Raw genomic sequence first — 25934 nt, 5'->3', positions numbered from 1 at the left:
ATTCTTACATCTACTTATGTAGAAACACTCCCTTAATTCGCCACAATTCGTGTAATTCGTGCTGTTAAATTCGTGCTATTAAATTCGTGAAAATTAGAGCAATTCGTGAAAATTAGTGATCGCTTATTCAACAGTTACCGATTTTGCTAAATTCCTTGGTTGATCCACATTACATCCTCTTAGTACTGCAATATGGTAAGATAATAATTGCAGAGGTATTGTAGCTATCAATGGAAGGAAAGCTTCATTGGCATCAGGAATCTCAATAGTATAATCAGCCATCTTCTTAACCTCCTTATCACCTTCAGTAACAATTGCAATCACCACTCCTTTTCTTGCTTTTACTTCCTGAATATTGCTTATTACCTTTTCGTAGGAAGAGTTCTTTGCAGCAATAACTACTACTGGCATTTCCTCATCGATCAAGGCTATGGGGCCATGTTTCATTTCAGCAGCAGGGTAGCCTTCAGCGTGAATATAAGAGATCTCTTTTAGTTTAAGAGCTCCTTCAAGCGCAACCGGGAATCCACTGCCACGACCTAAGAATAAACAGTTTCTGGAATCAGTAAACTTCTTAGCGATTTGTATGATATGATCGTTTGCTTCCAGGCACTTTTCTACCAGGTCAGGAATGTCTTCTAGTTCAGTAAGCATTTGCACTGTTTGACTTTGTTTGATTGTTCCACGCTTTTCTGCAATGAAGAGAGCAATCAGAGTCAAAACTGTTACCTGTGCTGTAAATGCTTTCGTAGAGGCAACCCCGATCTCTGGTCCTGCGTGAGTATATACACCTGCATGTGTGATGCGGGGAATTGAAGATCCAACCACATTGCAAATACCGAATATCGTTGCACCTTTTTCTTTAGCCAGCTCAATTGCTGCCATTGTATCCGCTGTTTCGCCAGATTGAGAGATCGCGATTACAAGATCCTTTTCGGTAATAATAGGGTTTCTGTAACGGAACTCCGACGCATATTCTACTTCTACAGGTACACGTGCATACTCTTCGATAAGATATTCCCCTACCAGTCCAGCGTGCCATGAAGTACCGCAAGCAATAATAATAATGCGGTCTACATTCTTGAGTTTCTCCGTATATTCACTTAAGCCACCCAATTGAATCTTCCCTTCATTCGGGTAAATACGACCCCTCATGCAATCTTTAATGGAGCGGGGTTGTTCGTAAATTTCCTTAAGCATGAAATGATCAAAACCACCTTTTTCAAGCATTTCGAGTTTTAACTCGAGCTCCTGTATATAAGGTGTCTGAACACGATTATCAATACTTTTAATAACCAGCTCATCTGTTTTTACATAAGCGATCTGGCTATCCTTTAAATAGATAACGTTCTTAGTATATTCTACAATTGGAGAAGCATCAGATGCGATAAAATATTCGTCCTGCCCTACCCCAATCACCATTGGACTTCCTTTTCTGGCTGCCACCAAAACATCCGGTTCATCCACGCTCATTACTACAATAGCGTAAGCTCCCACAACTTCGTTTAGTGCAACCCGTACTGCCTCAAACAGATCAAGACCGTCTGATTTTTGAATTTCTTCAATCAGATGAATAAGTACTTCCGTATCGGTATCACTACGAAACTCGTGTCCTTTAGCCTGAAGTGCCTCCTTGAGGATCGCATAGTTTTCTATTATGCCATTATGAATGATAGAAAGTCTTCTGTCTCCAGAACTGTGTGGATGTGAGTTCCGGTCAGAAGGAGCGCCATGGGTTGCCCAACGTGTATGGCCCATTCCTATACTTCCTGAACGGTCTACCCCCTTAGCAAATGCTTCAAGGTCTGAAACTTTGCCAGCTTTTTTATAAGTTCTGATTCCGTTTTCCTTATTGATCAGGGCTATCCCCGAACTATCGTAACCTCTGTATTCTAATCTTTTAAGCCCTTTTATAATGACATCCCAGGCATCACGATGTCCAATATAGCCTACTATTCCACACATAGATTATTTTTTTGCTAAACTACAATATGTATTTTAATGTAAGATGATTAGTCAGGTTTTGTATAAACAATGCTCAGTCTAACCTTAGAATTTGTGTTAGTCTTACCAGCCAAAACAGCCCTTCTTGCCGTATTTCCAGCTCCGGTAATATTCGCTACTCCGGTGAAATTTGCTCTTATTGGAGCTATGAATGTGTCAAATTCTTTAAGTCTTCCGGTAAGCAGATCCTGAACATATGATGTTACTACAAACCTGTATTCTCTGGTTTTGCTGTTATAAAAGCCGCCGAAAAGTGGCTCTGAAAGATAACGTGGATCCATTTGAACGGCATTGTCTGGCAAGGGTTGACGAACTCCTGCGATGTCGGTACGATAAAGAGTAAGTCGCGGCGCGGGCACTAGATAAGTATTTGCCAGAGGGTTAGATTCGCCCACTTCAGGAACAACCAACTCTGCCCTGTTAATAGTGATGGTTTTATTTTCACCAGCAGTTTTTGATACTAACGCTTTTAAAGCTTCAAGTTCAGTAAACTTGATCTTCGCCCTATAGCCTCCCAATGGCTGTACATATACTTCAGAAACGTTAACATTTCCTTCGTTAGCTTTAACAGCCGTAGGGTGTTTATGAATAACATTAGATGCAGCTAGGCTTGCGTTTGTAGCGAAAAGGGCCATATTGGTGTCTAAAGCGCCTGCGGTTGTTTTGTTCTTATAGTAAACCTCTAAGCCACTAAAATTGCTTGCGGAGGCAAGATCAAAAAAGGTTAATGCTCCTTTGTTTGTGATAGCAGCTTGATCTAAAGTTAGGTACAAGCCTTTGAAATTCTTTTGAAAGCCAAAGTTTGTAACGGAGTCAACTGCCAATGCGCTTTTTAGCTTAGTAAATATAGATGAAGCACTAAGCTGTATTCTCACATGAGGCGCAAACTTCTTCGTTGTATCAGTAGCACCGTCTACTATTTGTTGAACTCTAACAGTATCACCGTAGCTAAATGCCTTAAGTTGTTTAGTAGTTCCTAATACTGCGCTCTGCCAGGTTTTGGTAGAATAATAGGTAGTGGAAGAGCTTGCACTTTTTGGAAAAACCTCAGCTAATTCGGCAACACGAATGTTGTAATTTGAAATAGAGTCACCGTAAAGTTCGTTGCCATACTTAAGTACCAAAACAACTGAATCGATAGTTGCGTCGTTGCCAAATGAAAAAGCGGAAGATGGCAGGTTAAACGCTAGTGCAAGGTTCGCTTCGGTTTCTCCCAAAACCGGATCCTTCAAAAATCCAAAAGGATGTTGGGCTACTCCTGTTGTAACAACACTATCTTCAGGCACGGTAGCAATATCCACAGCAGAAGTGATCGTTTCTGATTTGCCATTTGCGCTTCCATTGTCTAATCCAATCAGATCTGATTTTTGGCAACTAGCAAAAATGATGGTGAAAGTGGCTAGGATCGAGTATATATAATATTTTGTTTGAGGCATTTTACTTGATGTCTTTTCTTAAAAAATAATTGCGCTAAGATAGAGAAAATAAGTTTTCTATAAGTCCTGAGTTTTGAATGTTCGGTTTGTCTATTCAACGATACAGATTCTCTTCTATTGTTACATCTGGAATCGCTTCAGAAAGTAATTTGTAAAAAAATGTAAAATGGAGGGGCGGGTAGGAACAGCATTTTTGTTAATAGTTGTTAAGGAAAACGTTCCCGGAGCCATTGTTTTGTTAAACAAAGTTAAGACTGATTTCCAAAGGCATTCAGCGGTACATATTTGTGCAAACAACACACATATTTTATAGCTATGTTCTTTAGATTTACTCTTCCAGGCTTCAAGTCATTGATCTTTCTATGCTTTTTTTCAGCTTTTTTCTCCTGCAAAAAGGACGGAACAATAAGTATTGGGAATGATACCGGATCCCTGGGTGTGATTGTCTCAGATACATTTACTGTCTCTTCCTCTACGTTGCTCTTAGATTCCCTTCCTACAGCCGGAAATGGGCTATTACTTGTTGGAAATATTCGGGATCCTGAACTAGGACTTGTAAAAGCTTCAACCTTCTTTAAACTTTCAATTCCTGGAAGCGTAAGTATTCCTGATGATGCTCATTTAGACTCTGTTCGAATAGCACTGAATTATTCCGGATATTATTATGGTGATACTTTAGTAAGGCAAGAGCTATCAGTGCATCAACTAAGTGAAAAAATAGCTTATAAAGCTGTTCCGGGTTATATCGATCCGGAAGAGGAAAATGTTTTTTCTTCAGGATCTACCTATTATAATCGAAGTTACTTTAACAGCAATGCAACTCCATTGCTTACTTTTCAAATAAGTCCTAAACCAAGATCTAAGGATACCCTGTTCCTTAAGATACCAGAATCATTGGGTAATACTTTGTTTTCCTTTGTTAGAAATAGCGCCACCCAGGTGTCAACCGAAGAGGAGTTTGAGAATTATTTTAAGGGCCTAACTATAAATTCTGGCGATGCGGGAAATGCAGTTATTGGTTTTAAAGACACTGTATCTCTTAACCTATATTACAGTTATGCAGGCAGTAATGGTTTGAAAGAGAAAGCTGTTGTTTCCTTTCCTCTTTCTGATAAAACCTCTCAATTCAACCGTATTGTTTCAGATCGAAGTAACCTGAAGCTTTCTGCTTTATCCGATAAGAGTAATATAATTAGTTCAGTAGTAAGCGGAAACAAAACGTATGTCCAGGGCGGGGTTGGCCTGGTAACTAAACTTGAATTTCCAGGATTAAATTATCTTACTGCAGATCCTTCTGTAGCTATAAATAAGGCTGAGCTGATTATTCAAAGTCCTTACGGTGCTGACAAACCATTTAAGCTGCCACAACAGTTGATATTGCTCCTGGCCAACAAGAATAATAATCCTCAACAAGTTTATACGGATTCATATAGTAATACTTCCTCAACCACTCTTTCGCAAGCCGCAGACATTGACCAGGTGTCTAGTTATACCTTCCCGGTAACCGAGTACGTCAGTAACTACGCAAAAAAGTACCAAACAACTTCTTTTCTATTGAGCCTTCCTGTTGCTAGTATCCACCAAACCCTCGAGAGAGCAGTGATAGGTTCGATGGATAATTCAAAAGCTAATATCAAACTAAAAATAACATACACTAAAAATTAAAAATTGAGAAGATGAATAGACTATTAACAAGACTAGTTTTTTTATTAACGCTTACCATGGCGGTTGGATGCCAGAAGGATGAAGAGGATGATGTTTTACTCGGCGACTGGACCCGGGAGGCTGATTTCGAGGGTGTGTCACGAAGCGATGCTGCTGCTTTTGTTATCAATGATACTGCTTACGTAGGCACAGGATTCACAAGTAGTACTTCAACCGAAAGTCGATTAAGTGATTTTTGGAAATATAATGCCGATCAGGATAACTGGTATACTATTGCATCATTTCCTGGCAAGGCAAGAAGTAAGGCTGTCGCATTTTCTGTTGGAAATAAAGGTTATGTAGGACTGGGAACTGATGGAACAAATTTATTGACAGATTTTTGGGAATACAGTCCTGCAACAAATTCATGGCGACAGATAGCAAATTTCCCGGTCTCAAAAGGACGTTACGGAGCTGTTGCTTTCGGAATTGGCAATTACGGATATGTTGGTTGCGGAAACGACGGTGATAATGACCAGCAAGACTTCTATCAGTATAATCCTTCTACCAATAGCTGGACACAGGTTGCTAGTATAAAATCTAAACGTGTCTACCCTTTCGTATTTGTAATTGATAACGTTGCCTATGTTGGAGGTGGGTCTAACAATGGTTCTTATGTAGCTTCCTTCTTTGCTTACAATCCGTCCTCAAATAGCTGGACTCAAAAGCACTCCCTGTATCCTGATGGTGATGACGAGGAAACGGATGCCATCAAGGATAATGACGATTATAATTATAATTTGCAAAGGACTTCTCCAGCAGCATTTGCAATTGGAGGTAAGGGTTATCTAACAACTGGAACTTATAGCTCTGTATTAAACAATTCCTGGCAATACAATCCTCTTAGTGATATCTGGGAACAGGTCGACTCGTTTGAAGGAAGTGCCAGAGAGGCTACTGTAGGCTTTACTATCAAGAATCTTGGCTATGTGGTAACCGGACGCTCAGGAACTTCCCGTTTTGACGATCTATGGAAGTTTGATCCTAATGCTTCAGATGATGATTAATTGGGTATTGTTGTTTTAATTTCCAAGAGCTGGCCTAGCCGCCAGCTTTTTTCCTTGCTGATTTTAAATAAAAAAGGGGAAGATTCTTAAAATCTTCCCCTTTTTCAGGATGTCGTTCCTTAATTAAAAATTACGCCAGGGATACCAGATCTTCACTGGAAATCTCTTCGTAAAAATTGTAATAATTTTCGTAGTCAGAAGTATCTTCATAAGCTAATGAAGGCTTTTGGCTTTCTTTAACAAATTTTACAACTTCATCGTTCGCTTCCGCGTCGCCGAACACTACTGCATCAGAGTAAGTGATCGCACCTTTGTGTAAAGCATTGCTGTCAGCATCTTTAAATACTTCCGTGTGCTCTGCCGTCATTCCACCCATAATAGCTTTACGGGAAAAATCTGCATTAAGTGTTTCAGAAAACTCATCGTTGTAAACTGAATAAACCACTTTAGCATTCTTGAAAGTTGGGTCGTCTTTATAGGTAGTTTTAAGATATACAGGGACCAGAGAAGTCATTCTTCCATGGCAATGTACTACTTCAGGAGACCATCCTAATTTCTTAACCGTTTCCAACGCTCCCTTACAGAAGAAAATCGCTCGCTCGTCGTTGTCTGCAAAGAACTTGTTATTACCGTCTCTGAAAACATGCTTCCGCTGAAAGTATTCTTCATTGTCTAAGAAATATACCTGCATTCTAGCTGAAGGTATAGATGCGACTTTGATGATCAGCGGGTTATCATTATCGTCAATGATAATGTTCATTCCTGAAAGTCGGATCACCTCATGAAGGCGATTTCGGCGCTCGTTAATATTTCCAAAACGAGGCATGAGGATTCGGATTTCAAATCCTTTATCTTGCATCGCTTGGGGTAGCTGCCGTGTGATTTCAGAAATTTTACTTAACTCGAGGAAAGGCGACATCTCGTGGGTAATAAACAGTAACTTCGTTTTTGCCATCTCCAATTATAAAGTTTGAAAAATAGAATTTGGGACTGCAAATATAAGCATTATCTTATGATATATCAACGATTTATGCAAATCCCTTTGATATTTTTTCATTAATGCACACCTTTGCCCCAAATACAGAATCAGCGAGGCGTTGAAAATTTTTACATCCAAGCATGAGTTATCAGGGTATCTGGAAACTCTAAAAGAAAAGGGAAGAACCATTGGATTTGTTCCAACAATGGGGGCGCTACACCAGGGACATTTATCTCTTATTGAAATTGCAGCCCGAAATACTGATCATGTAGTCTGCAGTATTTTCGTTAATCCCACTCAATTTAACGATCCCAAAGATCTGGAAAAATACCCTCGTCCTATTGATGCTGATATCGCCAAACTGGAGCAGGTTGATTGCGATATTCTCTTTCTTCCCACTGTTCAAGAAATGTATTCGGGTGATGAAAAGTGGAGCATTGATCTCGGCTACCTTGAACGTATTCTTGAGGGGCGGTTCAGGCCAGGGCACTATCAGGGGGTTACGCAGATCGTTAAGAAATTATTCGATGTCGTACAACCAAATAAAGCATTTTTCGGTCAAAAGGACTATCAGCAAGTAAAAGTGATCATGAAGCTGGTGGAGCTCTATTCGCTACCAGTCGAAATTGTAATGTGTCCAATACTGAGAGAAGAAGATGGCTTAGCAATGAGTTCCAGAAATATTCATTTGTCGCCATCAGAAAGAAATGAGGCTTTAGCGTTGTCGGAATCACTAAGGAGGACCAGAGAAAACTATTCTATGAAACAAATTGCTGAACTCCAAATAGAGGCAGTGAATTTCTTACACAGTTCGGAAGGGGTTGAATTAGAGTATTTTGAAATATGCAATGCAGAAACGTTGCTGCCTGCCGAATCAAAAGAAGAACCTGGGCTGGTTGCATTAGTTGCGGCAAAAGTAGGTCATACAAGGCTGATAGACAATATCATAATTAAGTAATCTCTCTTTAGGGGTCATTGCATCTTAGGTAAGCAGATAAAGTTTTTATAATTTTGTACTATGATCATTCAGGTTTTGAAGTCTAAGATACACCGGGTGAAGGTTACACAGGCGGAGTTGAATTATGTAGGGAGTATCACAATAGATGAAGACTTAATCGAGGCAGCGAATATTATTCCCAATGAAAAAGTGCAGATTGTGAATAATAACAATGGTGCCCGCTTCGAAACATACGTTATAAAAGGGGAAAGAGGCTCTGGGGTTGTTTGTTTAAACGGTTCTTGTGCCCGCCTTGCCGCTGTGGGAGATATTATTATCATAATGTCTTACGGTTCTCTCCCTATGGATGAAGCAAGAAAATACGAACCTATACTTGTTTTTCCCGACGATAATAATCTACTTATAAAATAATCCTATTTAAAACATGACTAAATTACAGACCATCGAGCATAAGGTGGTAGGCCCTGATCAGTTACAGAAGTATTTAAATATGTGGCGATTGAAGGGGCAGAAAATTGTGTTCACTAATGGCTGTTTTGATCTTTTGCATCTCGGGCATGTTGATTACCTATCTAAGGCTGCCGACTTAGGAGACAGGTTAGTGATCGGTCTTAATTCTGATCTTTCAACTTCAAATTTGAAAGGACCGAACAGGCCTATTACAGATGAAAAGTCAAGAGCAAGCCTGCTAGCTGCATTATTTTTCGTTGACGCTGTTGTATTATTTGATGAATCTACTCCTTTCGATCTTATCTCTGCTGTTAAGCCAGATGTATTAGTAAAAGGAGCAGATTATACGCTAGACAAAATTGTTGGTGCTGACGTTGTGTTAGCGAATGGAGGGGAAGTCAAAACAATAGCATTCATTGATGGATACTCTACAACAGCCATCGAAAAGAAAATTAAGAACTCCTAGTTCTTAATGCTATTCTTGGAAATCTTTTTTTCAATCCTGTAGTTATTATAATCTTATTATGTAACATTTGCGGCGACAATCAACTGTGTCTGCAAAAGGATTGAATTATACGATGAGATTATATAAACTCTGCTCTTTTAGCATTTTTCTATTGTTCTTAACAGCCTGTTCCTCCAAAAGAGTAGTTCTTGATCCGATAACGGTTAAAGGAAATGCTCCAGGTGCTAATATTTATAGGGGTAGTTATTCCAAAATTACAGATATTGTTCACACCAAGCTTGATCTGAAGTTTGATTTCGACAGTTGTTTTGTGATAGGTAAAGCCTGGATAAACGCGAAGCCTTATTTTTATCCTATAAATCAGGTTGTCCTTGATGCCCGTGGCTTTCAGATCCATCAAGTCTCTTTAGTTAATAAGGACGATTTGTTACCGCTCAAATATGTATACGACGGAAAGTCGCTCAAAATAGATTTAAATAAAACCTATAGCCCGGAGCAAAAATTTACTCTTTATATTGATTATACTGCGATGCCTTCTAAGGCAAAGGGGGCTGCAGCTGCAGGAGAGCGAGGATTTTATTTTATAAACCCCACTGGTAAGGAAGATGATAAGCCACAGCAGTTCTGGACACAGGGAGAGACGGAATCGAATTCAGCCTGGTTTCCAACTATTAATGGGCCCCAGGAAAAGATGACTCAGGAGATAAATCTTACTGTCCCTAAAAAAATGGTGACCCTCTCTAATGGGGAGCTCGATTTTTCAACCGATAATGGTGATGGTACCCGAACAGATTCCTGGCGCCAGGAACAGCCCCATTCAACATATTTAACAATGGTTGCAGGAGGAAACTTTTCTGTGATCAAAGATAAATGGCAAGATAAAGAGGTCAATTACTACGTAGATCCGCCTTTTGCTAAATATGCTAAACTGGTTTTTGGGAAAACTCCTGAAATGATGACTTTCTTTTCAAAAAAGTTAGGAGTAGAGTATCCATGGGAGAAGTATTCACAGATCGTAGTTCACGATTTTACCGACGGGGCGATGGAGAATACGTCGGCAACTGTCTTTTTTGAGGGAATGAATATGACAGACGCACAATACCAGGATGAGAACTATGAGAGCATAATCTCTCATGAGCTTTTTCATCATTGGTTTGGCGATCTTGTTACCGCCGAATCATGGGCAAACCTTCCATTAAATGAGTCTTTCGCTACTTATGGCGAATATTTATGGAATGAGTTCAAGTACGGCCGCGACTATGCGGATCTGTACGGGTGGAAAGATTTGCAGACCTATCTAACCAGTGATCACAAGGACCGGACTCTTATCCGCTTTGATTATGCAGATAAAGAGCAGATGTTCGACGAAGTTAGCTATCAGAAAGGGGGGCGCGTTTTGCACATGTTGAGAAAAGTAGTAGGCGATGAGGCATTTTTTAAAGCGCTGAACGTTTATCTTAAACGATACTCTTACAAAACAGCTGAAGTGCATGATCTTAGATTGATTTTTGAAGAGGTTACTGGTCAGGATCTAAACTGGTTCTTCAATCAATGGTTCCTTTCTCCCGGACATCCTGTTTTGGCAATAGAGAACTCTTATGATGCAAATACGAAGCAGGTTACCGTAACTATTCGTCAGCAACAGGATTTGAATAAGTATCCGCTTTATCGTTTACCTTTTTCAGTTGATATATATGTAGACGGGAAAGCTGAAAGGAAAGCTATTTTGCTGGAAAGGCAGAATCAAAGCTTCGTTTTTGATGTTGAATCGCAGCCTTCATTGGTTAATGTTGATGCTGAGAAGATTTTGTTGGGAGAGAAGATGGAGAAGAAGAGTCTGTTACAATACGTTTTCCAGTATGAAAACGCGCCCTTATTCCTTGACCGCTTGGAAGCATTTCAGGCTCTGTCGCAAAAATTGCTACAAGAAAAGCAAGCAAGGGAAGTTTTGATTAAAGCATTATCCGATAAAAACTGGCAGATACGTTTAGCTGCTGTAAATGCCATAGATCAGCTGAAAGATGAAGAGAAAGCCCAGGTTTATGAAAGTATAAAGAGCATGGCTGTTTCGGATACGCGTTCTTATGTACGTGCTGCGGCTATTTCTGTATTATCAAAAACTTTCACGAACCGGGATAATCAGGAGACCTTTCAGAAAGCCTTTTCTGATAAAGCTCCCAGCGTACAAAAAGCTCTTGCTGCCGCTGTAAAGTAGTAGCAAGAGCCAGGGATTATTTAAAAATTCCAATAATCATCTTAACTACAGATAGCACCAGCGCAAAAATAAGAGCGGCTATAAAGCCTGAAGTATTAAAGCCAGTCATATAGTGATCTACCAGTAGTACCATCAATACTGTGATGATAAATGACATTAAGCCCAATGTCATCAGGTTGATCGGGAAGGTGAGAAGTCGTAATATGCTGCCAATGGTAGCATTGGCTACGCCTATTAGTATTCCCGCGATGATAGCTGAAAAGAATCCGCTAACCTGCACGCCCGGAATTAAAAATGCTGCTATGGATACAGCAACGCCAATCAATAATATTTCAATTATAAACTTCATGATGTAAAAATAAGAAATACAATTCGCCACAATATTAGTTCTAAAATCTATATAGTAAAACTAAAAGGGCTTGAGCGAAGGTCGAAAGATTTACTTTGAAAAGCTAGTCAGCTTGGCTATCAGATACTCGCATGGCAATCTACTGCATTTAACTTCTGGTATTTATTCCGCGTTCAAAGGGTTACCAAGGCTTTCTTTAGCGCAAGGTGATTGTATATTGAGTCTATGGTGAGTCCATAGAATTTTAATATTACATAGACTCATTATGGACTTATTATAGACTGAGTATGGACTGAAGGAGGCATTGGTGTATCTTAACTTGGTATGATGAACTGTCCCTTTCCATGTTAAAATAACACAATAATTCCATTTCCATCTTTCCAAAAAATATTTATCTTTGCATTTATTCTGAAAAGAGGGGGCAATTTGTCCCCTCTTTTATTTTGCAACAGATTATGACTATTGAGCAAAAGGTAAGTGAATTAGTTGAGCAAAAGATAGCCGATAGGGCAGATCTTTTCCTTGTGGATGTAAAGATGCATGGAACTGGAACGCTGATGATTCTGGTTGATGGAGATAATGGGTTGGATATTTCTGATTGTGTTGCTATAAGTAGACACGTCGGTTTTCAACTGGAAGAAGAAAATACCATAGAACATGCATATAACCTTGAAGTTTCTTCGCCAGGTATCGATACTCCTTTAAAATTGAAAAGGCAGTACGATAAGAATGTCGGTAGAAATTTAGGGATAAAACTTTCAGAAGGTGTAAAACGCGAAGGGAAACTGTTGAGCGTTTCTGATGAAGGAATAACAATTGAAGAAAAAGTTAAAGAAAAAGGAAAGAAAGCTGAGCTGGTAGAAAGCTTTATTTCTTTTGATCAGATAGCAGAAACAAAGGTGTTAATTTCATTTAAATAAAATGAGCAGTATTAATTTGATTGATTCCTTTCAGGAATTCAAAGATTTTAAAAACATCGACCGTCCTACGGTAATTAGTGTGTTGGAAGAGGTGTTTCGCAGTATGATTCGTAAAAAGTACGGTACTGATGAAAATTGTGACGTTATTGTTAACCCGGACAATGGAGACTTAGAGATCTGGAGAACCAGAAGGGTTATGGAAGACGGATTCTCTGAAGATGATGATTTAGAAATCGAACTTGCTGAAGCGCGTCAAATTGATCCTGATCTAGAAGTTGGAGACGATTTTATCGAGCAAATAACCCTGGAAAGCTTTGGTCGCCGTGCTATTCTCGCTGCACGTCAGACCTTGGTTTCTAAGATTTTAGAGCTTGAGAAAGACGAGATCTTCAAAAAATATAAAGACAGGGTTGGTGAAATTGTTACCGGTGAAGTTTATCAGGTGTGGAAAAAGGAAACACTTGTACTGGACGACGAAGGTAATGAGCTGATCCTTCCTAAAACAGAGCAAATTCCTGCAGATTATTTCAAGAAAGGCGATTCTGTAAGAGCGGTTGTGTTAAAAGTAGATATGATGAATGCTAATCCTAAGATCATCATTTCCCGTACAGCTCCTGAATTCTTGCAACGCTTGTTCGAACTGGAAGTTCCGGAAATTTTCGACGGATTGATCACCATCAAGAAAATCGTTCGTGAACCTGGAGAGCGTGCTAAAGTAGCCGTGGAATCATACGATGACCGTATTGATCCTGTTGGAGCTTGTGTTGGTATGAAAGGTTCTCGTATTCATGGTATTGTGCGTGAATTGAAAAATGAGAATATTGACGTAATAAACTACACAAATAACAGTTCTCTGTATATACAACGTGCCTTAAGTCCTGCTAAAATCACTACAATTAAGCTGGATGATGTTGAAAAACGTGCTGCAGTTTATCTAAAACCTGATCAGGTATCATTAGCAATCGGTCGTGGTGGTCACAATATTAAACTTGCTGGTAAACTTACTGGTTATGAGATAGATGTGTATCGTGAAACCGAGGAAGACGATGAGGATGTGGATCTGGAAGAATTCTCAGATGAAATTGATGGCTGGATTATTGATGAGTTTAAACGTATTGGTTTAGATACAGCGAAATCTGTCTTAGAACTTTCTACTGATGAGCTTGTTAGACGTACGGATTTAGAAGAGAGCACAGTTAAAGAGGTTCTGGATATATTAAGAGCAGAATTTGAATAGGTTATTGAAGACTGTTCAGGTTTCGCTATTAATAAACGATATAAAAAACGTACTTTTGTTTAAATATTAGCGAGAGGTAATAAATTTTAAATGTCAGAAGGTAAAAATATAAATTTACTAAAAGCTGCAAAAGAGCTGAATATCGGTATTGGCACCGCGGTAGAATCATTAAACAAGAAAGGCTTCAAAGTTGAAGCTAAACCTACTACGAAGCTTACTGAAGAAATGTATAATGCTCTTTTAAAAGAGTATCAGGGGGATAAGATAGTCCGTGAGGAAGCACGGCAAATTGTAATTGGTAAAATACGTCGTGATGATGCACCTGCCCCAGCTCCTGCACCTGAAAGGCAAGAACCTCGTCGCTCTGATTTTGAACAAAAAGAGATTTTAATAAAGAACGCAAGTACTTTCACCCCTCCTCCTGTTGAAAAGCCAAAAGCTGCACAAGAGGAAGAGTCAGAAGCTCCAAAACAAGCTGTTCAGGAGGAACCGAGTGTTCCTGGAGTTAAAGTAGTTGGAAAAATAGATCTTGATTCTCTTAACAGGAGAGGCCGTAATGAAGCTCCGAAAGAAGTAGAGGCGCCTAAGGTAGAAGCGGCTCAACCAGAGCCGGTTGAACAACCAAAAGTTGAAACACCGAAGGTTGAACCTGTTACTCCTGAACCTGTAAAAGAACCAGAAATAAAAATTGAACCACCTGTTGAACCAACTCCAACTCCGGAGAAGGCTCCTGAGGTTGTTGAAAAATCAATAGAGGTTCCAGAGCCACCCAAAGCTGTAGAGCCGGTGGTTGAAGTTCCGAAGCCGGTTGAAGTTCCAGAGCCGGTTAAAACTGAACCAGTTTCTGCACCAGTTGTAGAAGAGCCGGTGGCTGAGGTGAAAGCTGAAGCTCCTGCCGCACCTGTTGCTCCAGCCGCACCTGAAGCTCCTGCCGCAGTTGCTGCTCCTGCTGATGAATCTGCAGATGATGAAGTGATCAGAGCTAAAGCGCAACGTCTTACTGGTCCAAACGTGATTGGGAAAATCGATTTGTCGAGTCAGTTTCCACGCAAGAAAGATCAGCCTGTAGCATCATCATCAAATGTTGCTGGTCAGGACCATAAGCGTAAACGCAAACGTAAAGATAGCAATGAGGGTGTGAGACCCGCAGGTCAACAGCAGCAAGGTCAAGGTCAGCAGGGCCAGGGACAAGGTCAGGCAGGTCAGAACCGTCCACCACAAGGGCCAGGTCAGAACCGTCCTAATTTCGTTGGAGGCGGAGCTCAAAATCAGCCAGCTAAAGGAAATCACCCGGGTAGGCCTGACTTTAAAAACAGACCTGCGTCTGCTCAAAGAGAGGAACCTTCAGATAAAGAAATACAAGATCAGATTAAGGCAACACTTGCGCGTTTAAGCGGTGCTGGAAAATCTGGTAAATTCGCTCAGAGAGCCAAACTTCGCCGTCAGAAACGTGATGATATAGCCCAATCGGCAGAAGAGGCTGCATTAGAGCAAGAAATGCAGGCCAAAGTTCTGAAAGTAACAGAGTTTGTTACTGCAAATGAACTGGCTAGTATGATGGACGTTCCTGTTACTCAGGTTATTTCAACTTGTATGAGTCTGGGAATGTTCGTATCTATCAATCAGCGTTTAGATGCTGAGACTTTAACAATCGTAGCGGACGAATTTGGTTACGCTGTTGATTTTGTTAAACCAGAGGATGAGGAAACTATCCTTGACGAAGAAGATAACGAGGACGATCTATTGCCACGTGCTCCAATTGTGACTGTAATGGGACACGTTGACCACGGTAAAACTTCCTTGCTTGACTTTGTCCGTAAGACTAACGTAATTGGTGGTGAAGCCGGTGGTATCACCCAGCATATCGGGGCTTATGAAGTGAAGTTGGAGAACGGTAAGAGAATTACTTTCTTGGATACTCCCGGTCACGAAGCCTTTACGGCTATGCGTGCTCGTGGTGCCAAGGTAACAGATATTGCAATTATCGTTATTGCAGCAGACGACAGTGTAATGCCTCAAACACGTGAAGCTATCAACCACGCACAGGCTGCTGGTGTACCGTTAGTCTTCGCATTTACTAAGATTGATAAACCTGGAGCTAACACTGATAAGATTCGTGAGCAATTAGCTGGTATGAATATCCTGGTGGAAGACTGGGGTGGTAAATATCAATCCCAGGAGATCTCTGCCAAATCTGGCTTAAATGTAGACCTTCTTCTAGAAAAGGTATTACTTGAAGCTGAGTTATTAGATCTAAAAGCTAATCCTGATAAACGAGCTGTAGGAACGGTTCTTGAAGCTGCATTAGACAAAGGACGTGGTATTGTAACTACCGTTCTAATCCAGGCAGGAACGCTTAGGGTGGGTGATCCTATCCTTGCGGGAAGCTACAGTGGTCGTGTTAAAGCATTAACAAATGAGCGTGGTCAAAAAGTAGATAAGGCAGGCCCATCTACTCCAGTTCAGGTTTTGGGTATGTCTGGAGCGCCAACTGCTGGTGACAAGTTTAATGCTATGGAAAGCGAACCAGAAGCACGTGAAATTGCAAACAAGCGTCTGCAATTACAACGTGAGCAAGGATTGCGTACTCAGAAACATATTACTCTTGATGAGATCGGCCGTCGTTTGGCTATTGGAAACTTCAAAGAACTTAACATCATCGTTAAAGGTGACGTGGATGGCTCTATCGAAGCTCTATCCGATTCATTATTGAAGTTGTCAACTGAAGAAATTCAGGTTAACATCATACACAAATCTGTGGGTCAGATCTCCGAGTCTGACGTATTGTTAGCAAGTGCTTCTGATGCGATTATAATCGGTTTCCAGGTTCGTCCTTCAGGTGGTGCGCGTAAGCTCGCTGAGCAGGAAGAAATTGACATACGCTTGTATTCAATCATCTACGATGCTATCAATGAGGTTAAAGCCGCGATGGAAGGTATGCTTGCCCCTGAATTTGAAGAGAAGATCATCGCTAACGTTGAGATCCGCGAAACCTTCAAGATCAGTAAGGTCGGAACAATTGCCGGATGTATGGTCCTTGATGGTAAGATTAACCGTAACAGCAAGATTCGTATTGTAAGAGATGGAGTTGTAGTTTACACTGGCGAGCTTGCTTCTTTAAAACGCTTTAAAGACGATGTTAAAGAAGTTGCAACTGGTTACGAATGTGGTCTGAATATCAACAACTTTAATGATATCCGAGTTGGAGACATTGTTGAGGCTTACGAAAATGTAGAAGTGAAGCGTAAATTATAGTATAATTTTTAGTGATATTTAAAGGCGGTTCTTTTGGATCGCCTTTTTTATTTTCAGTCAGTTCTTAACGTTCATTTAATCTAGAATACTCACATTTGTTTATTATTCCTATAAAATGAAAATTAGAAATCTTCTGCTTTTATTTCTTTCAAGTGTTTTCTTTCTTCAGGCTAAGGCACAACGAACCAAAGAGGTCGGAACCTTACCTCGGCCTAAGCTTGTAGTCGGTTTGGTTGTCGATCAAATGCGCTGGGACTTCCTTTATCGTTATTTTGAAAGGTATAACAATAACGGTTTTAAGCGACTGCTTAGAGAAGGTTTCTCCTGTGAAAATACGTATATCCCATATGTTCCTTCTGTTACTGCTATCGGCCATTCAACTATCTATACAGGTTCAGTGCCCTCCATCCATGGTATTGCCGGGAACGATTGGTATAATCAATTGACGGGTAAGCAAACTTATTGTACGGAAGACTCGTCAGTCAAGTCGGTAGGAACCAGTTCCAGAGCTGGGGAGATGTCTCCAAGAAATTTGTTAGTTACAACAGTTACCGATGAACTGAAGTTGGCAACTAATTTCCGTTCTAAAGTGATTGGGGTGGCATTGAAGGACCGCGGCGGAATTTTACCTGCTGGTCATTCGGCAAATGCTGCTTATTGGTTTGATGATCTTACTGGTAATTGGATTTCCAGTACCTATTACATGAATGATTTACCAGCTTGGGTTAAGGGTTTTAATAATCAACGGGCCGTAGATAGATACTTGACGCAAAAATGGAATACCCTTTATCCTATAGAAACATATAAACAAAGCTCTCCTGATAACTCTCCTGCATATGAAGGGAAATATAAAAAGGAGGATTCACCTGCATTTCCTCATGATATTCCGGCCAATAAAACTTCTGATTGGGCTGCCATCAGAAGTACGCCATTTGCAAATACACTTACTTTAGATTTTGCGAAAGCAATTATCAAAAATGAAGAGATGGGAAAAGGTGCGGAAACAGACTTCCTTGCGGTAAGTATTTCGTCTACTGATTACCTGGGTCACCAGTTTGGACCAAATTCTGTAGAGGTAGAGGATGCATACCTTCGACTGGATCAGGATATTGCAGGTTTCTTAACTTACCTCGATCAAACTATTGGTAAAGGACAATACACTATATTTTTATCCGCAGATCATGGTGCTGCCCATAATCCTATGTTCCTTCGTGATCATAACATTCCAGCAGGTTTATGGCCTGGCATGAGTGGGGTAAAAACTGACCTTACTGAGGTTAACAATATACTAGAGAAAAAATATAAGGCCGGTAAAATTGTTAGAAGTATATATAACTATCAGATCAATTTGAATTATGATGTGATCGATAAGAATAATCTTGACATCGATAATATTAAGAAAGATCTTATTTCTCACTATAGGAAGCAGGAAGGAATTGCTTATGTAGTAGACCTTAAGAATATCGGTAATGCTCCTGTTCCCGAAGCAATAAAGACCAGGATCATTAATGGTTATAATGAAAAAAGAAGTGGAGAGATCCAATTAATTTTGAGTCCGGGATGGTACCAGGGGGCTGGAACAAGTGTTACTGGAACTACCCACGGTAGCTGGAACCCTTACGATACTCATATACCTCTGGTTTTCATGGGTTGGGGAATAAAGCAGGGAAGATCCTCGCAGCAGTACTTTATGACTGATATTGCGCCTACTCTTGCTGCCTTACTTAGAATACAGGAGCCTAATGGTAATATCGGAAAATCAATACAAGAAGTGATGTTGCCATGAGAAAGTACATATCTAAATTCCATTATTTGACACAAGATCTGCCCGGGAAGAGCCACGTAGAGCAAGTACAGTTGGCTTGTGAAGCTGGTGCAAACTGGATACAATTCAGATGTTTAGGTAAAAATGAAACAGACCTGCTTATTGACCTGGAAACTATTTCGACTATTTGCGACGATTGGGGTGCAACTTTAATCGTTACAGATCACGTTCATCTTTTAGACATGGCGGATGTTCAGGGTGTTCATATTGAAGATATGAATGCAGACTTTATTTCGATTCGAACCCAGATAGGAGAAGATAAGACCTTAGGAGCATCAGCCAATACGATAGAAGACATCAGGAGAATTATGGCTTCAGGAGTGGTTGATTACGTAGGATGTGGCCCATTAAGGGTTACTTATACTAAACCTAATAATTACCCTTTACTGGGCTTAGAGGGATATAAGGCAATTGTCTCTCAGATGAGGAATGAAGGAATAGATATTCCTTTATTAGCAGTTGGGGGAGTTTCTGTTTCGGATATAGAATTATTGCTTGAAGTTGGAGTTTATGGTGTGGCTGTTTCGGCAGCAGTTAATTTAAGCGATGATCCTGCTCGTGCTCTAAAAGATATGTACAAGAAGCTTTACTAAGCTGGACCGAGACATGTGAATTAATATAGAGCTTGTACTTAAAATTTATGCCAACCGGGTAGGTTTATGACCAGCCCGGTTTTATTTTTAAGCTACGCTAGCTTAAAAACCATTCAATAAAAAAAGCAGGTGATGGGCACCTGCTCAAACTAACCAATTATAAACCTAAATTAAACGAAAGGAGCTGTAGGGGAAGGAGTCGAACCTTCAAGGAGTGGTTACGCCGTTGCCGGTTTTCCCAAGATCTCCGCCACCGAGACAAGGAGGTGTGTCTGCCAATTTCACCACCCTACAGTGTTAAAGCAAAGGCTATTGCTTATTTGCTTGATACAAATTTAAAACAAAAAGCAGATTTCTTGCAAATATTTTAAGGATTTATTTTAATTTTTGTGAACTTTTTATTTACTTCGTTTAATATTTAATGTTCTTCAAAAATCATATGGAAAAAAAAGGCGCAAATTTAGAAATTGATAATCTGGATATGCAGATCCTTTCTCTACTGATGGAGGATGCAACAATCCCATATACAGAAATCGCCAAAAGACTGATTGTATCAGGAGGTACCATCCACGTTCGGATGAAGAAAATGCAGGACCTTGGTATCATCAAGGGCTCGAACTTACTAATTGATCCTCAGAAGATTGGTTATGATATCTGCGCCTATTTGGGAATCTACCTAGAGAAAGGTTCAACGTATAAAGACGCTGTTGAGAAGCTAAAAAAAATTAAAGAGATTGTAGAACTGCATTATACTACAGGAGCCTGGAGTATGTTCGCAAAGATCATTTGCAGAGATACGAACCACCTAAGGATCGTATTGAATGATCATATTCAATCTGTAGAAGGTATCTCGAGGACTGAAACATTTATATCCTTAGAGGAAAGCATTAAGCGCCAGATTAGTTTGGATACCTAAGGTAGAAACTATAAAGCCTTTCCATAAAAAAAAGCCGGCTTTGGCCGGCTTTTAATTTTTTAAATTTTCTTTATAAACGAACTCCTAAACCTACCTGGATCACCTGGTTCTTATATTCCGGGGTTTCTGAAGTCCCATTTTCATTGTTTTTTTGGAAGTCAAGAGCGTATCGGCCGATGAATGATACTTTCGGAGTTACATCTATACCTATTCCTACCACTCCACTAAGGATACTTTTTTTGAGATTGGAGTTATCCTCCTTAACCGTTTCCCGGTACTGCTGGCTACCACTGTCCCAACTTTCCGTAGTAGAGGTTAAGAAAGATATCTGTGGGCCTAAATGGAGGTTAAAACCACCAGACTTGAATTTTGCCAATATAGGTACGTCAATAAAATTTGTCGTTACCGAATATTTGGTTTCACCTCCGATCACGCTTGAATAGTCCGCCTTATATCCCTTTTGTGAATACAGGATCTCTGGAGCAAATGAAAATGCAGGGACGATCGGAATATCAATACCTAGCCCTGCATGGAAGCCAGGTTTGAAATCAGTAGAAAAATTACCGTCGCCGGTTTTGATAATGTTAGAGAAGTTCGCTCCTGCTCTTAATGACACTGACTGTGCCTTAGCTCCTACAGCCAACAGGGCCGCAACAGCAATGGTAAATAGATATTTCATAATTCTAAGTGTTTTGTGTTATCTTATTCTAGAAATAATAATGCCAAATTATTTCATCATCCTAAAAAACAAGGCGCTGACAATTTTTGTAATTATTTGATTGCTTTTTTTTTAACCTTGTATGTTTTTTTATACAGAATAATTCAATATATGCTTTTAAGAATTTTTGTAGTTGCCTTCTCTATTTGTTCGTCAACCGGGCTTTTTGCCCAATCATTAAAGCCCTTTATGGAGCCCGACGTACAACAGCAGCATTGGGTAGACTCCGTTTTTAAGAAAATTAAGCGGAAGGAGCGGATTGGACAGATGTTTTTTTTAAGAGCACACACAAATCTTGGGAAAGCCTATGAGGATTCAGTGGCTAAACTGATTAAGACCAATAAGGTTGGTGGACTTGTTTTCTTTCAGGGAGGGCCAGGTAGGCAGGCTAATCTAACTAAAACATATCAATCAATCTCTGAGGTTCCTTTGCTGATTGCAATGGATGCAGAATGGGGCTTGGGCATGCGTTTAGATAGTACGATTTCTTATCCTTACCAAATGACATTGGGAGCTATCCAAGACAATAGTCTTATTTATGCAATGGGACGTGAAATAGCCAGGGACTTTAAGCGATTAGGTATGCATTTGAACTTTGCGCCTGTTTCTGATATAAATAATAACCCTCGTAATCCTGTAATTAACTATCGTTCATTCGGGGATAATAAATATAATGTTGCCCTTAAAGCTGCAGCTTATATGAAGGGCTTGCAGGACGAAGGCGTCCTTGTAAGTATTAAACACTTTCCCGGGCACGGTGACACAGACGTGGATTCGCATGGAGATCTTCCGAAGTTGAATTTTACCAGGGAGAGGCTTGATTCTCTTGAGTTATACCCTTTTAAGGAGTTGATTGCTAAAGGAGCTTCAGGAGTAATGGTTGCTCATATGAATATCCCAGCTTTAGACAGTACTGAAAATCTCCCTTCTACTCTCTCAAGGCCTATTATTACTGGGTTGTTGAAAGAAGATTTAGGTTTCAAAGGCCTGGCAATATCCGATGCAATGGAGATGAAAGGGGTTACTAAATACTTCTCTAATGGTGAGGCAGATGTACGAGCTATCATGGCAGGAAACGATATTATTGAGCTTTCCGAAAATACAGAACGGGCTATAAAACTTGCACGGGAGGCTATCAAAGCAAAACGACTTGAAAGGTCTCAAGTAATTGCGAGTGTTAAGAAGATTTTGGCAGCGAAGTACTGGGCAAAAGTAGGACAACAACCAGGAACAGATAGCTCATCTATCTCTGCGTTTTTAAATCGTCCTGAAGCGCAGGCGTTAAATCAGAAATTGGCTGACGCTGCCGTTACTGTGTTAAAAGGCGACAGTTTGTTGAAGATCTTCACTCCCTCCGAAAATACGGCTATAATTAGCGTTGGGGTAACTGACTTAACGGTGTTTCAAAGAGAGGTTAGTATAAGTTTTCCTAATTCAACAAATTATATCCTTTCAAAAATTGCTTCGCAAGTGGATGTGGACAGGGTGAAGAAGGAATTGAGGAACTACAAGCAGATCGTTCTTGCGATACATGACTATCGCAAAAGGCCATTAAGTTCCTTAGATTATAATAACACATTAAAAAAGTTTATAGGTGATGTGGTGGCAATGAATCCAATGGTTTGCCTGTTTGCAAATCCCTATACAATAGGTGGTCTTCCTGCTTTGGAGCAGGCCGGAACCCTGATTGTGAACTATCAGAATAATGACGAAATGCAGAGAGCGGTAGCTAAAGTGGTGGCGGGTAAAATTCCTGCCTCTGGAAGGTTGCCAGTGACCGTGAGCCCGGGGCTAAAAACAGGGGACGGTCTTCAATACTTCCCGATCCCACCTATAGTCTCAGGACAAGTGGAATAAAATAGCAAAAGCTTGCCTGGTTATTAAAAATAAACGCCCCAATAAACTCTGATTTATTGGGGCGTTTATTTTAGGTGTTCAAACTATTAATTTCCTCCACGTGGAAATCCACCTCCGCCGGGGAAGCCACCTCCACCAGGATTAAATTGACCTCCATCTCTATTTCTCTGGAAGTTATCGCCTTGTTGACCTCCACTTCCAGGGAATTTTGATAATCTATATGAGAACGTGGCCATCACATATCTGGTTAAACGATTGTTAAGGCTGTTGCTAATATAATTCTCAGATTGTGTTCTTGATACGTTGGTAGCTTCCTTCATTACATCAAATCCTTGGATCCGGAACGCTCCACGTCTGTTAAAAAATTGCTTTTCTAAATACGTGTTTATAATTAATGGGTTAGAAGCTATGCTGCCGTAGCCACTGTTAAGCGTCTGAGTTAGATCAAAGCCAATAATAAAGGTTTTAAGAAAGTAAACTCTTCCGTTCAAGTCAAGATTCCAGCTATCTGCTGAAGATTTGCGTTCTGGAGTTAAACTATAATTTACCCAGCTAGTGCTATAACGTGCTGCAGGATATATTTCAATATTTTTATTAGGATTGATCTGCAATCTTGCACCCTGTGTAATTCCCCAGTTCCTCGCAATGTTTTTATTGCTATTCTGGAAAGTTATATCGTTACTATAATTTACATTACCGAATACTGATAAACGAAGTTTTCTTTCGAGAAAAGGTTTACCCAGACTATAGTTAGCATTCGTTGAGAAGTAACCATCGGTATTCAAGTAGTAAGTTTCCTGAACATTACTATTTTCCCTGGTAACAACATTCCTGGTTATCCGGTTATTAATTATGTTCGCATCTAAGCCAAGGTTTAAGAACACTCCTGAAACCGGATCGTTATTATTGTAGTTGACATTAAGACTCTGCGTGAAGGCTGATTTTAGCTCTGGATTACCAATAACAGGTCGTTGCACATCTGAAATGTCTTTGCCTGGTTGGATTTGACTAAAGCTTGGTTCTGTACTTCGACCTGAATAGTTGATGTTTAAGGATCTCGATCTTGCAAAGAAGTAAGCGAAGCGAGCGGTGGGGAAAACATTAAACCCAGTTCTATGAGGATTTGCATTAATGCCTGCTGTTTTCGATTGTCCTTCCAATAATGTTGGCTGAGCAGTAAGCCCTACTGTAAAGTTATAAAGCTTTTGCCTGTCAAACCGGTAATTCAAACTGTATCGTTGGGTAGTGAAAGAATATTCAAAAAGGTTACTCAAATTTGGCGAATAGTCGTAATCCCCCGATGCATTATTTAGTGTATCTGTATTTCTGGTATTATCATAAGACGCTCTGCTAAAATTATAACCGAAGTCTAATCGGGCATACTTTCCTACTGGCTCACTATATGTAATATTAATATTTGAGGTGATACTTTGATTGTCCAGGTCCACTCTCCGTGTGGAAAGGCTGTCCTGACGGTCCAGGTAGTCAAATGCATCCCTTGCCTCCTGATAGCTGGTGTTGTCAGAACGACCCAGAGATCCTGCAAAAGAGAGGTTTCTACCAGCTTTCTTAAATCTGTGATTATAGATAACATTACCGCCAAAGAAAGGAGATGTTGCGTCTGTAGACGATGTATTGTCACGGTCAACAGTAGTGAAACCAGTACCGAATTGATTTTCTAAGTAATTGCTGGCTACATCGTTTGAGGAGATGCTGAAGGATGGTGATAGCAATAGGTAGTTTAGCGTATCTATCTTGTACTCTAAATTGAAGTTGAAGTTATTGAAAATTGTCTTAGTCTCTGTGTTGGAATTTCTGAACGCGTTAAGAACACGCTGCTCATTTGTCCTTTGGTCGATCCCAAAGTTATTCCAGGTATCCGTTTGGCTAATAACATCATTATTTCTATAGGTGAACCTGTAGCTACCATATACACTAATTTTTTTACTCCATTCATCACGGTAGTTCAAACCGCCTCCCATGGTATTGGTAATACCGTTCTGGTTAAAACCTCCGAAGCCCCCTCCTCCTCCAAAGTTTCCACCACGGCGTCCGCCACCTCCAAATCCCCGTGTACCACCACCCAGGAATTGAAAGACATTAGCGTTTGTATTGTTAAAGTTCAGAATAGTTGCTATCTGGCGGTCATTGTTCAAAAATTGACCATTTCCAAGAAACTGATATCTTCCTTTATTTCCAACACCTGCGTTGGCGTTTAAGATCATCCCTTTATTTTTATCGGGACGAATCTGAATATTAATGATCTTATCAGCTTCTCCTTCCCTTATCCCGGTAATTTTTGACTGATCTCCATAGTCGTCTACAATTTGTATTTTCTCGATTATTTCTGCAGGTAAATTTTGCGTTGCTGTTTTCAAGTCGCCCTCGAAATAATCCCGTCCGTTCACCCGAACGCGCGTTACACTTTTTCCCTGAGTAGTAACATTTCCATCCTTATCAACTTCTACCCCAGGAAGTTTTTTAATGATGTCTTCGGCTACTGAATTTTCCCTGACAGGGTAATCACTGGCGCGGTACTCTACTGTATCTTGCTTTACTACCACACCTTTGGTACCTGAAACTACTACAGCATTAAGTAGCTTACTTTCAGAACGAAGAGTAATAGCCTCAAGCTTTAATGGGGCGGCTTCATCTTTATAAAGGAACCTTTTATTCAATGTTTGATATCCTAAGGCTGCTACAGTAATAAGAAATTGAGATGACTTAACATTTCGAAAGGTGAAGTTGCCATTTACATCAGTTACAGTAGACAGGGTATCTTTCGCAGATACCAGCTTTACGGATCCCGCAATGACACTAATTCCCGTAGAATCTTTTACGACTCCACTAATTTGTCGTCCCGTTTGAGCAAACAGGTGAGTTGAAATCAGTAGGAATAGCATTAGTACTATTTTTTTCATGTGTGGTTTTATTTCAGATTTTGATTGAATTTTTAAAGTTTATAACGCTGCAAATAAAGTACCTTGAGAAGTAACTCTAAACTAAATGATACTTAGGCTAAGAATAAAGAGACGAAAGCGTTAA

At 40.1% G+C, this 25934-nt stretch carries 19 protein-coding genes and 1 tRNA gene; 13 read left to right on the top strand and 7 right to left on the bottom strand.

From position 1 onward, the window contains the following. Positions 1-123 precede the first annotated feature (123 nt). The gene (glmS, locus tag J4N24_RS21765) at positions 124-1965 is read right to left on the bottom strand and encodes a glutamine--fructose-6-phosphate transaminase (isomerizing) (protein WP_207535862.1); all 1842 of its coding nucleotides are present in this window, start codon (positions 1963-1965) and stop codon (positions 124-126) included. Between the two features lie 47 nt (positions 1966-2012). Then, positions 2013-3440 carry a DUF4270 family protein gene (locus tag J4N24_RS21760; RefSeq protein ID WP_207535861.1) on the bottom strand — a complete coding sequence of 476 codons (1428 nt, stop codon included), beginning with the start codon at positions 3438-3440 and terminating at the stop codon, positions 2013-2015. A gap of 315 nt (positions 3441-3755) precedes the next feature. Here J4N24_RS21760 and J4N24_RS21755 point away from each other — a divergent pair, with 315 nt between their 5' ends. Then, a complete protein-coding gene (locus J4N24_RS21755; RefSeq protein WP_207535860.1) occupies positions 3756-5105 on the top strand; it encodes a DUF4270 family protein in 1350 nt (449 codons plus the stop codon). 11 nt (positions 5106-5116) lie between these two features. After that, positions 5117-6151 carry a Kelch repeat-containing protein gene (locus J4N24_RS21750; RefSeq protein ID WP_207535859.1) on the top strand — a complete coding sequence of 345 codons (1035 nt, stop codon included), beginning with the start codon at positions 5117-5119 and terminating at the stop codon, positions 6149-6151. A 130-nt stretch (positions 6152-6281) separates the two neighbouring features. Here the strand turns inward: J4N24_RS21750 and J4N24_RS21745 are convergent, their stop codons facing one another. Next, a complete protein-coding gene (locus J4N24_RS21745; protein ID WP_207535858.1) occupies positions 6282-7106 on the bottom strand; it encodes a glycogen/starch synthase in 825 nt (274 codons plus the stop codon). A 142-nt stretch (positions 7107-7248) separates the two neighbouring features. Between J4N24_RS21745 and panC the strand changes: the two genes are divergently transcribed. The 4 genes from panC to J4N24_RS21725 all read left to right on the top strand — a co-directional run bounded on the left by panC (position 7249) and on the right by J4N24_RS21725 (position 11219). Continuing rightward, on the top strand, positions 7249-8088 hold the full coding sequence (gene panC, locus J4N24_RS21740) for a pantoate--beta-alanine ligase (RefSeq protein WP_207535857.1): 840 nt from the start codon (positions 7249-7251) through the stop codon (positions 8086-8088). 60 nt (positions 8089-8148) lie between these two features. Beyond that, positions 8149-8499 carry an aspartate 1-decarboxylase gene (gene panD / locus J4N24_RS21735; protein ID WP_207535856.1) on the top strand — a complete coding sequence of 117 codons (351 nt, stop codon included), beginning with the start codon at positions 8149-8151 and terminating at the stop codon, positions 8497-8499. 13 nt (positions 8500-8512) lie between these two features. Further along, entirely contained in the window at positions 8513-9004 is a 492-nt protein-coding gene (gene rfaE2 / locus J4N24_RS21730; RefSeq protein ID WP_207535855.1) for a D-glycero-beta-D-manno-heptose 1-phosphate adenylyltransferase, read from the top strand. Positions 9005-9116: 112 nt separating this feature from the next. Then, the gene (locus J4N24_RS21725; RefSeq protein ID WP_207535854.1) at positions 9117-11219 is read left to right on the top strand and encodes a M1 family metallopeptidase; all 2103 of its coding nucleotides are present in this window, start codon (positions 9117-9119) and stop codon (positions 11217-11219) included. Positions 11220-11235: 16 nt separating this feature from the next. Here the strand turns inward: J4N24_RS21725 and J4N24_RS21720 are convergent, their stop codons facing one another. Next, positions 11236-11568 carry a phage holin family protein gene (locus tag J4N24_RS21720; protein ID WP_207535853.1) on the bottom strand — a complete coding sequence of 111 codons (333 nt, stop codon included), beginning with the start codon at positions 11566-11568 and terminating at the stop codon, positions 11236-11238. A gap of 455 nt (positions 11569-12023) precedes the next feature. Between J4N24_RS21720 and rimP the strand changes: the two genes are divergently transcribed. The 5 genes from rimP to J4N24_RS21695 all read left to right on the top strand — a co-directional run bounded on the left by rimP (position 12024) and on the right by J4N24_RS21695 (position 19398). Then, a complete protein-coding gene (rimP, locus tag J4N24_RS21715; protein WP_207535852.1) occupies positions 12024-12488 on the top strand; it encodes a ribosome assembly cofactor RimP in 465 nt (154 codons plus the stop codon). 1 nt (position 12489) lies between these two features. Then, complete coding sequence (gene nusA, locus J4N24_RS21710; protein ID WP_207535851.1) at positions 12490-13725, top strand: transcription termination factor NusA; 1236 nt, start codon at positions 12490-12492, stop codon at positions 13723-13725. 90 nt (positions 13726-13815) lie between these two features. Beyond that, the gene (gene infB, locus J4N24_RS21705) at positions 13816-16980 is read left to right on the top strand and encodes a translation initiation factor IF-2 (protein ID WP_207535850.1); all 3165 of its coding nucleotides are present in this window, start codon (positions 13816-13818) and stop codon (positions 16978-16980) included. A gap of 115 nt (positions 16981-17095) precedes the next feature. Then, positions 17096-18766 (top strand): alkaline phosphatase PafA, encoded by a 1671-nt coding sequence (gene pafA / locus J4N24_RS21700; protein WP_207535849.1) that lies wholly within the window; start codon positions 17096-17098, stop codon positions 18764-18766. Then, the gene (locus tag J4N24_RS21695) at positions 18763-19398 is read left to right on the top strand and encodes a thiamine phosphate synthase (RefSeq protein ID WP_207535848.1); all 636 of its coding nucleotides are present in this window, start codon (positions 18763-18765) and stop codon (positions 19396-19398) included. The genes pafA and J4N24_RS21695 overlap by 4 nt, the downstream gene beginning before the upstream one ends. 184 nt (positions 19399-19582) lie before the next feature. Here J4N24_RS21695 and J4N24_RS21690 read toward each other — a convergent pair. After that, positions 19583-19692, bottom strand: a tRNA-Asp gene (locus J4N24_RS21690). A 145-nt stretch (positions 19693-19837) separates the two neighbouring features. Here J4N24_RS21690 and J4N24_RS21685 point away from each other — a divergent pair. Then, positions 19838-20314, top strand: coding sequence for an Lrp/AsnC ligand binding domain-containing protein (locus J4N24_RS21685; RefSeq protein WP_207535847.1), 477 nt, complete (start codon positions 19838-19840; stop codon positions 20312-20314). Between the two features lie 70 nt (positions 20315-20384). On the opposite strand, the gene J4N24_RS21680 is transcribed toward J4N24_RS21685, so the two are convergent. Beyond that, positions 20385-20993: a porin family protein gene (locus J4N24_RS21680; RefSeq protein ID WP_207535846.1), complete on the bottom strand. Its 609-nt coding sequence runs from the start codon at positions 20991-20993 to the stop codon at positions 20385-20387. Positions 20994-21143: 150 nt separating this feature from the next. On the opposite strand from J4N24_RS21680, the gene J4N24_RS21675 reads away from it, so the two are divergent. Next, positions 21144-22889, top strand: coding sequence for a glycoside hydrolase family 3 protein (locus J4N24_RS21675; RefSeq protein ID WP_207535845.1), 1746 nt, complete (start codon positions 21144-21146; stop codon positions 22887-22889). An 86-nt stretch (positions 22890-22975) separates the two neighbouring features. On the opposite strand, the gene J4N24_RS21670 is transcribed toward J4N24_RS21675, so the two are convergent. Beyond that, complete coding sequence (locus tag J4N24_RS21670) at positions 22976-25810, bottom strand: outer membrane beta-barrel protein (RefSeq protein WP_207535844.1); 2835 nt, start codon at positions 25808-25810, stop codon at positions 22976-22978. Positions 25811-25934 lie beyond the last annotated feature (124 nt).

Origin of the sequence: Desertivirga arenae, assembly GCF_017355785.1 — a bacterium.
GTDB classification, from domain to species: Bacteria; Bacteroidota; Bacteroidia; order Sphingobacteriales; family Sphingobacteriaceae; genus Desertivirga; species Desertivirga arenae.
This window is presented reverse-complemented; position numbering and strand designations above follow the sequence as displayed.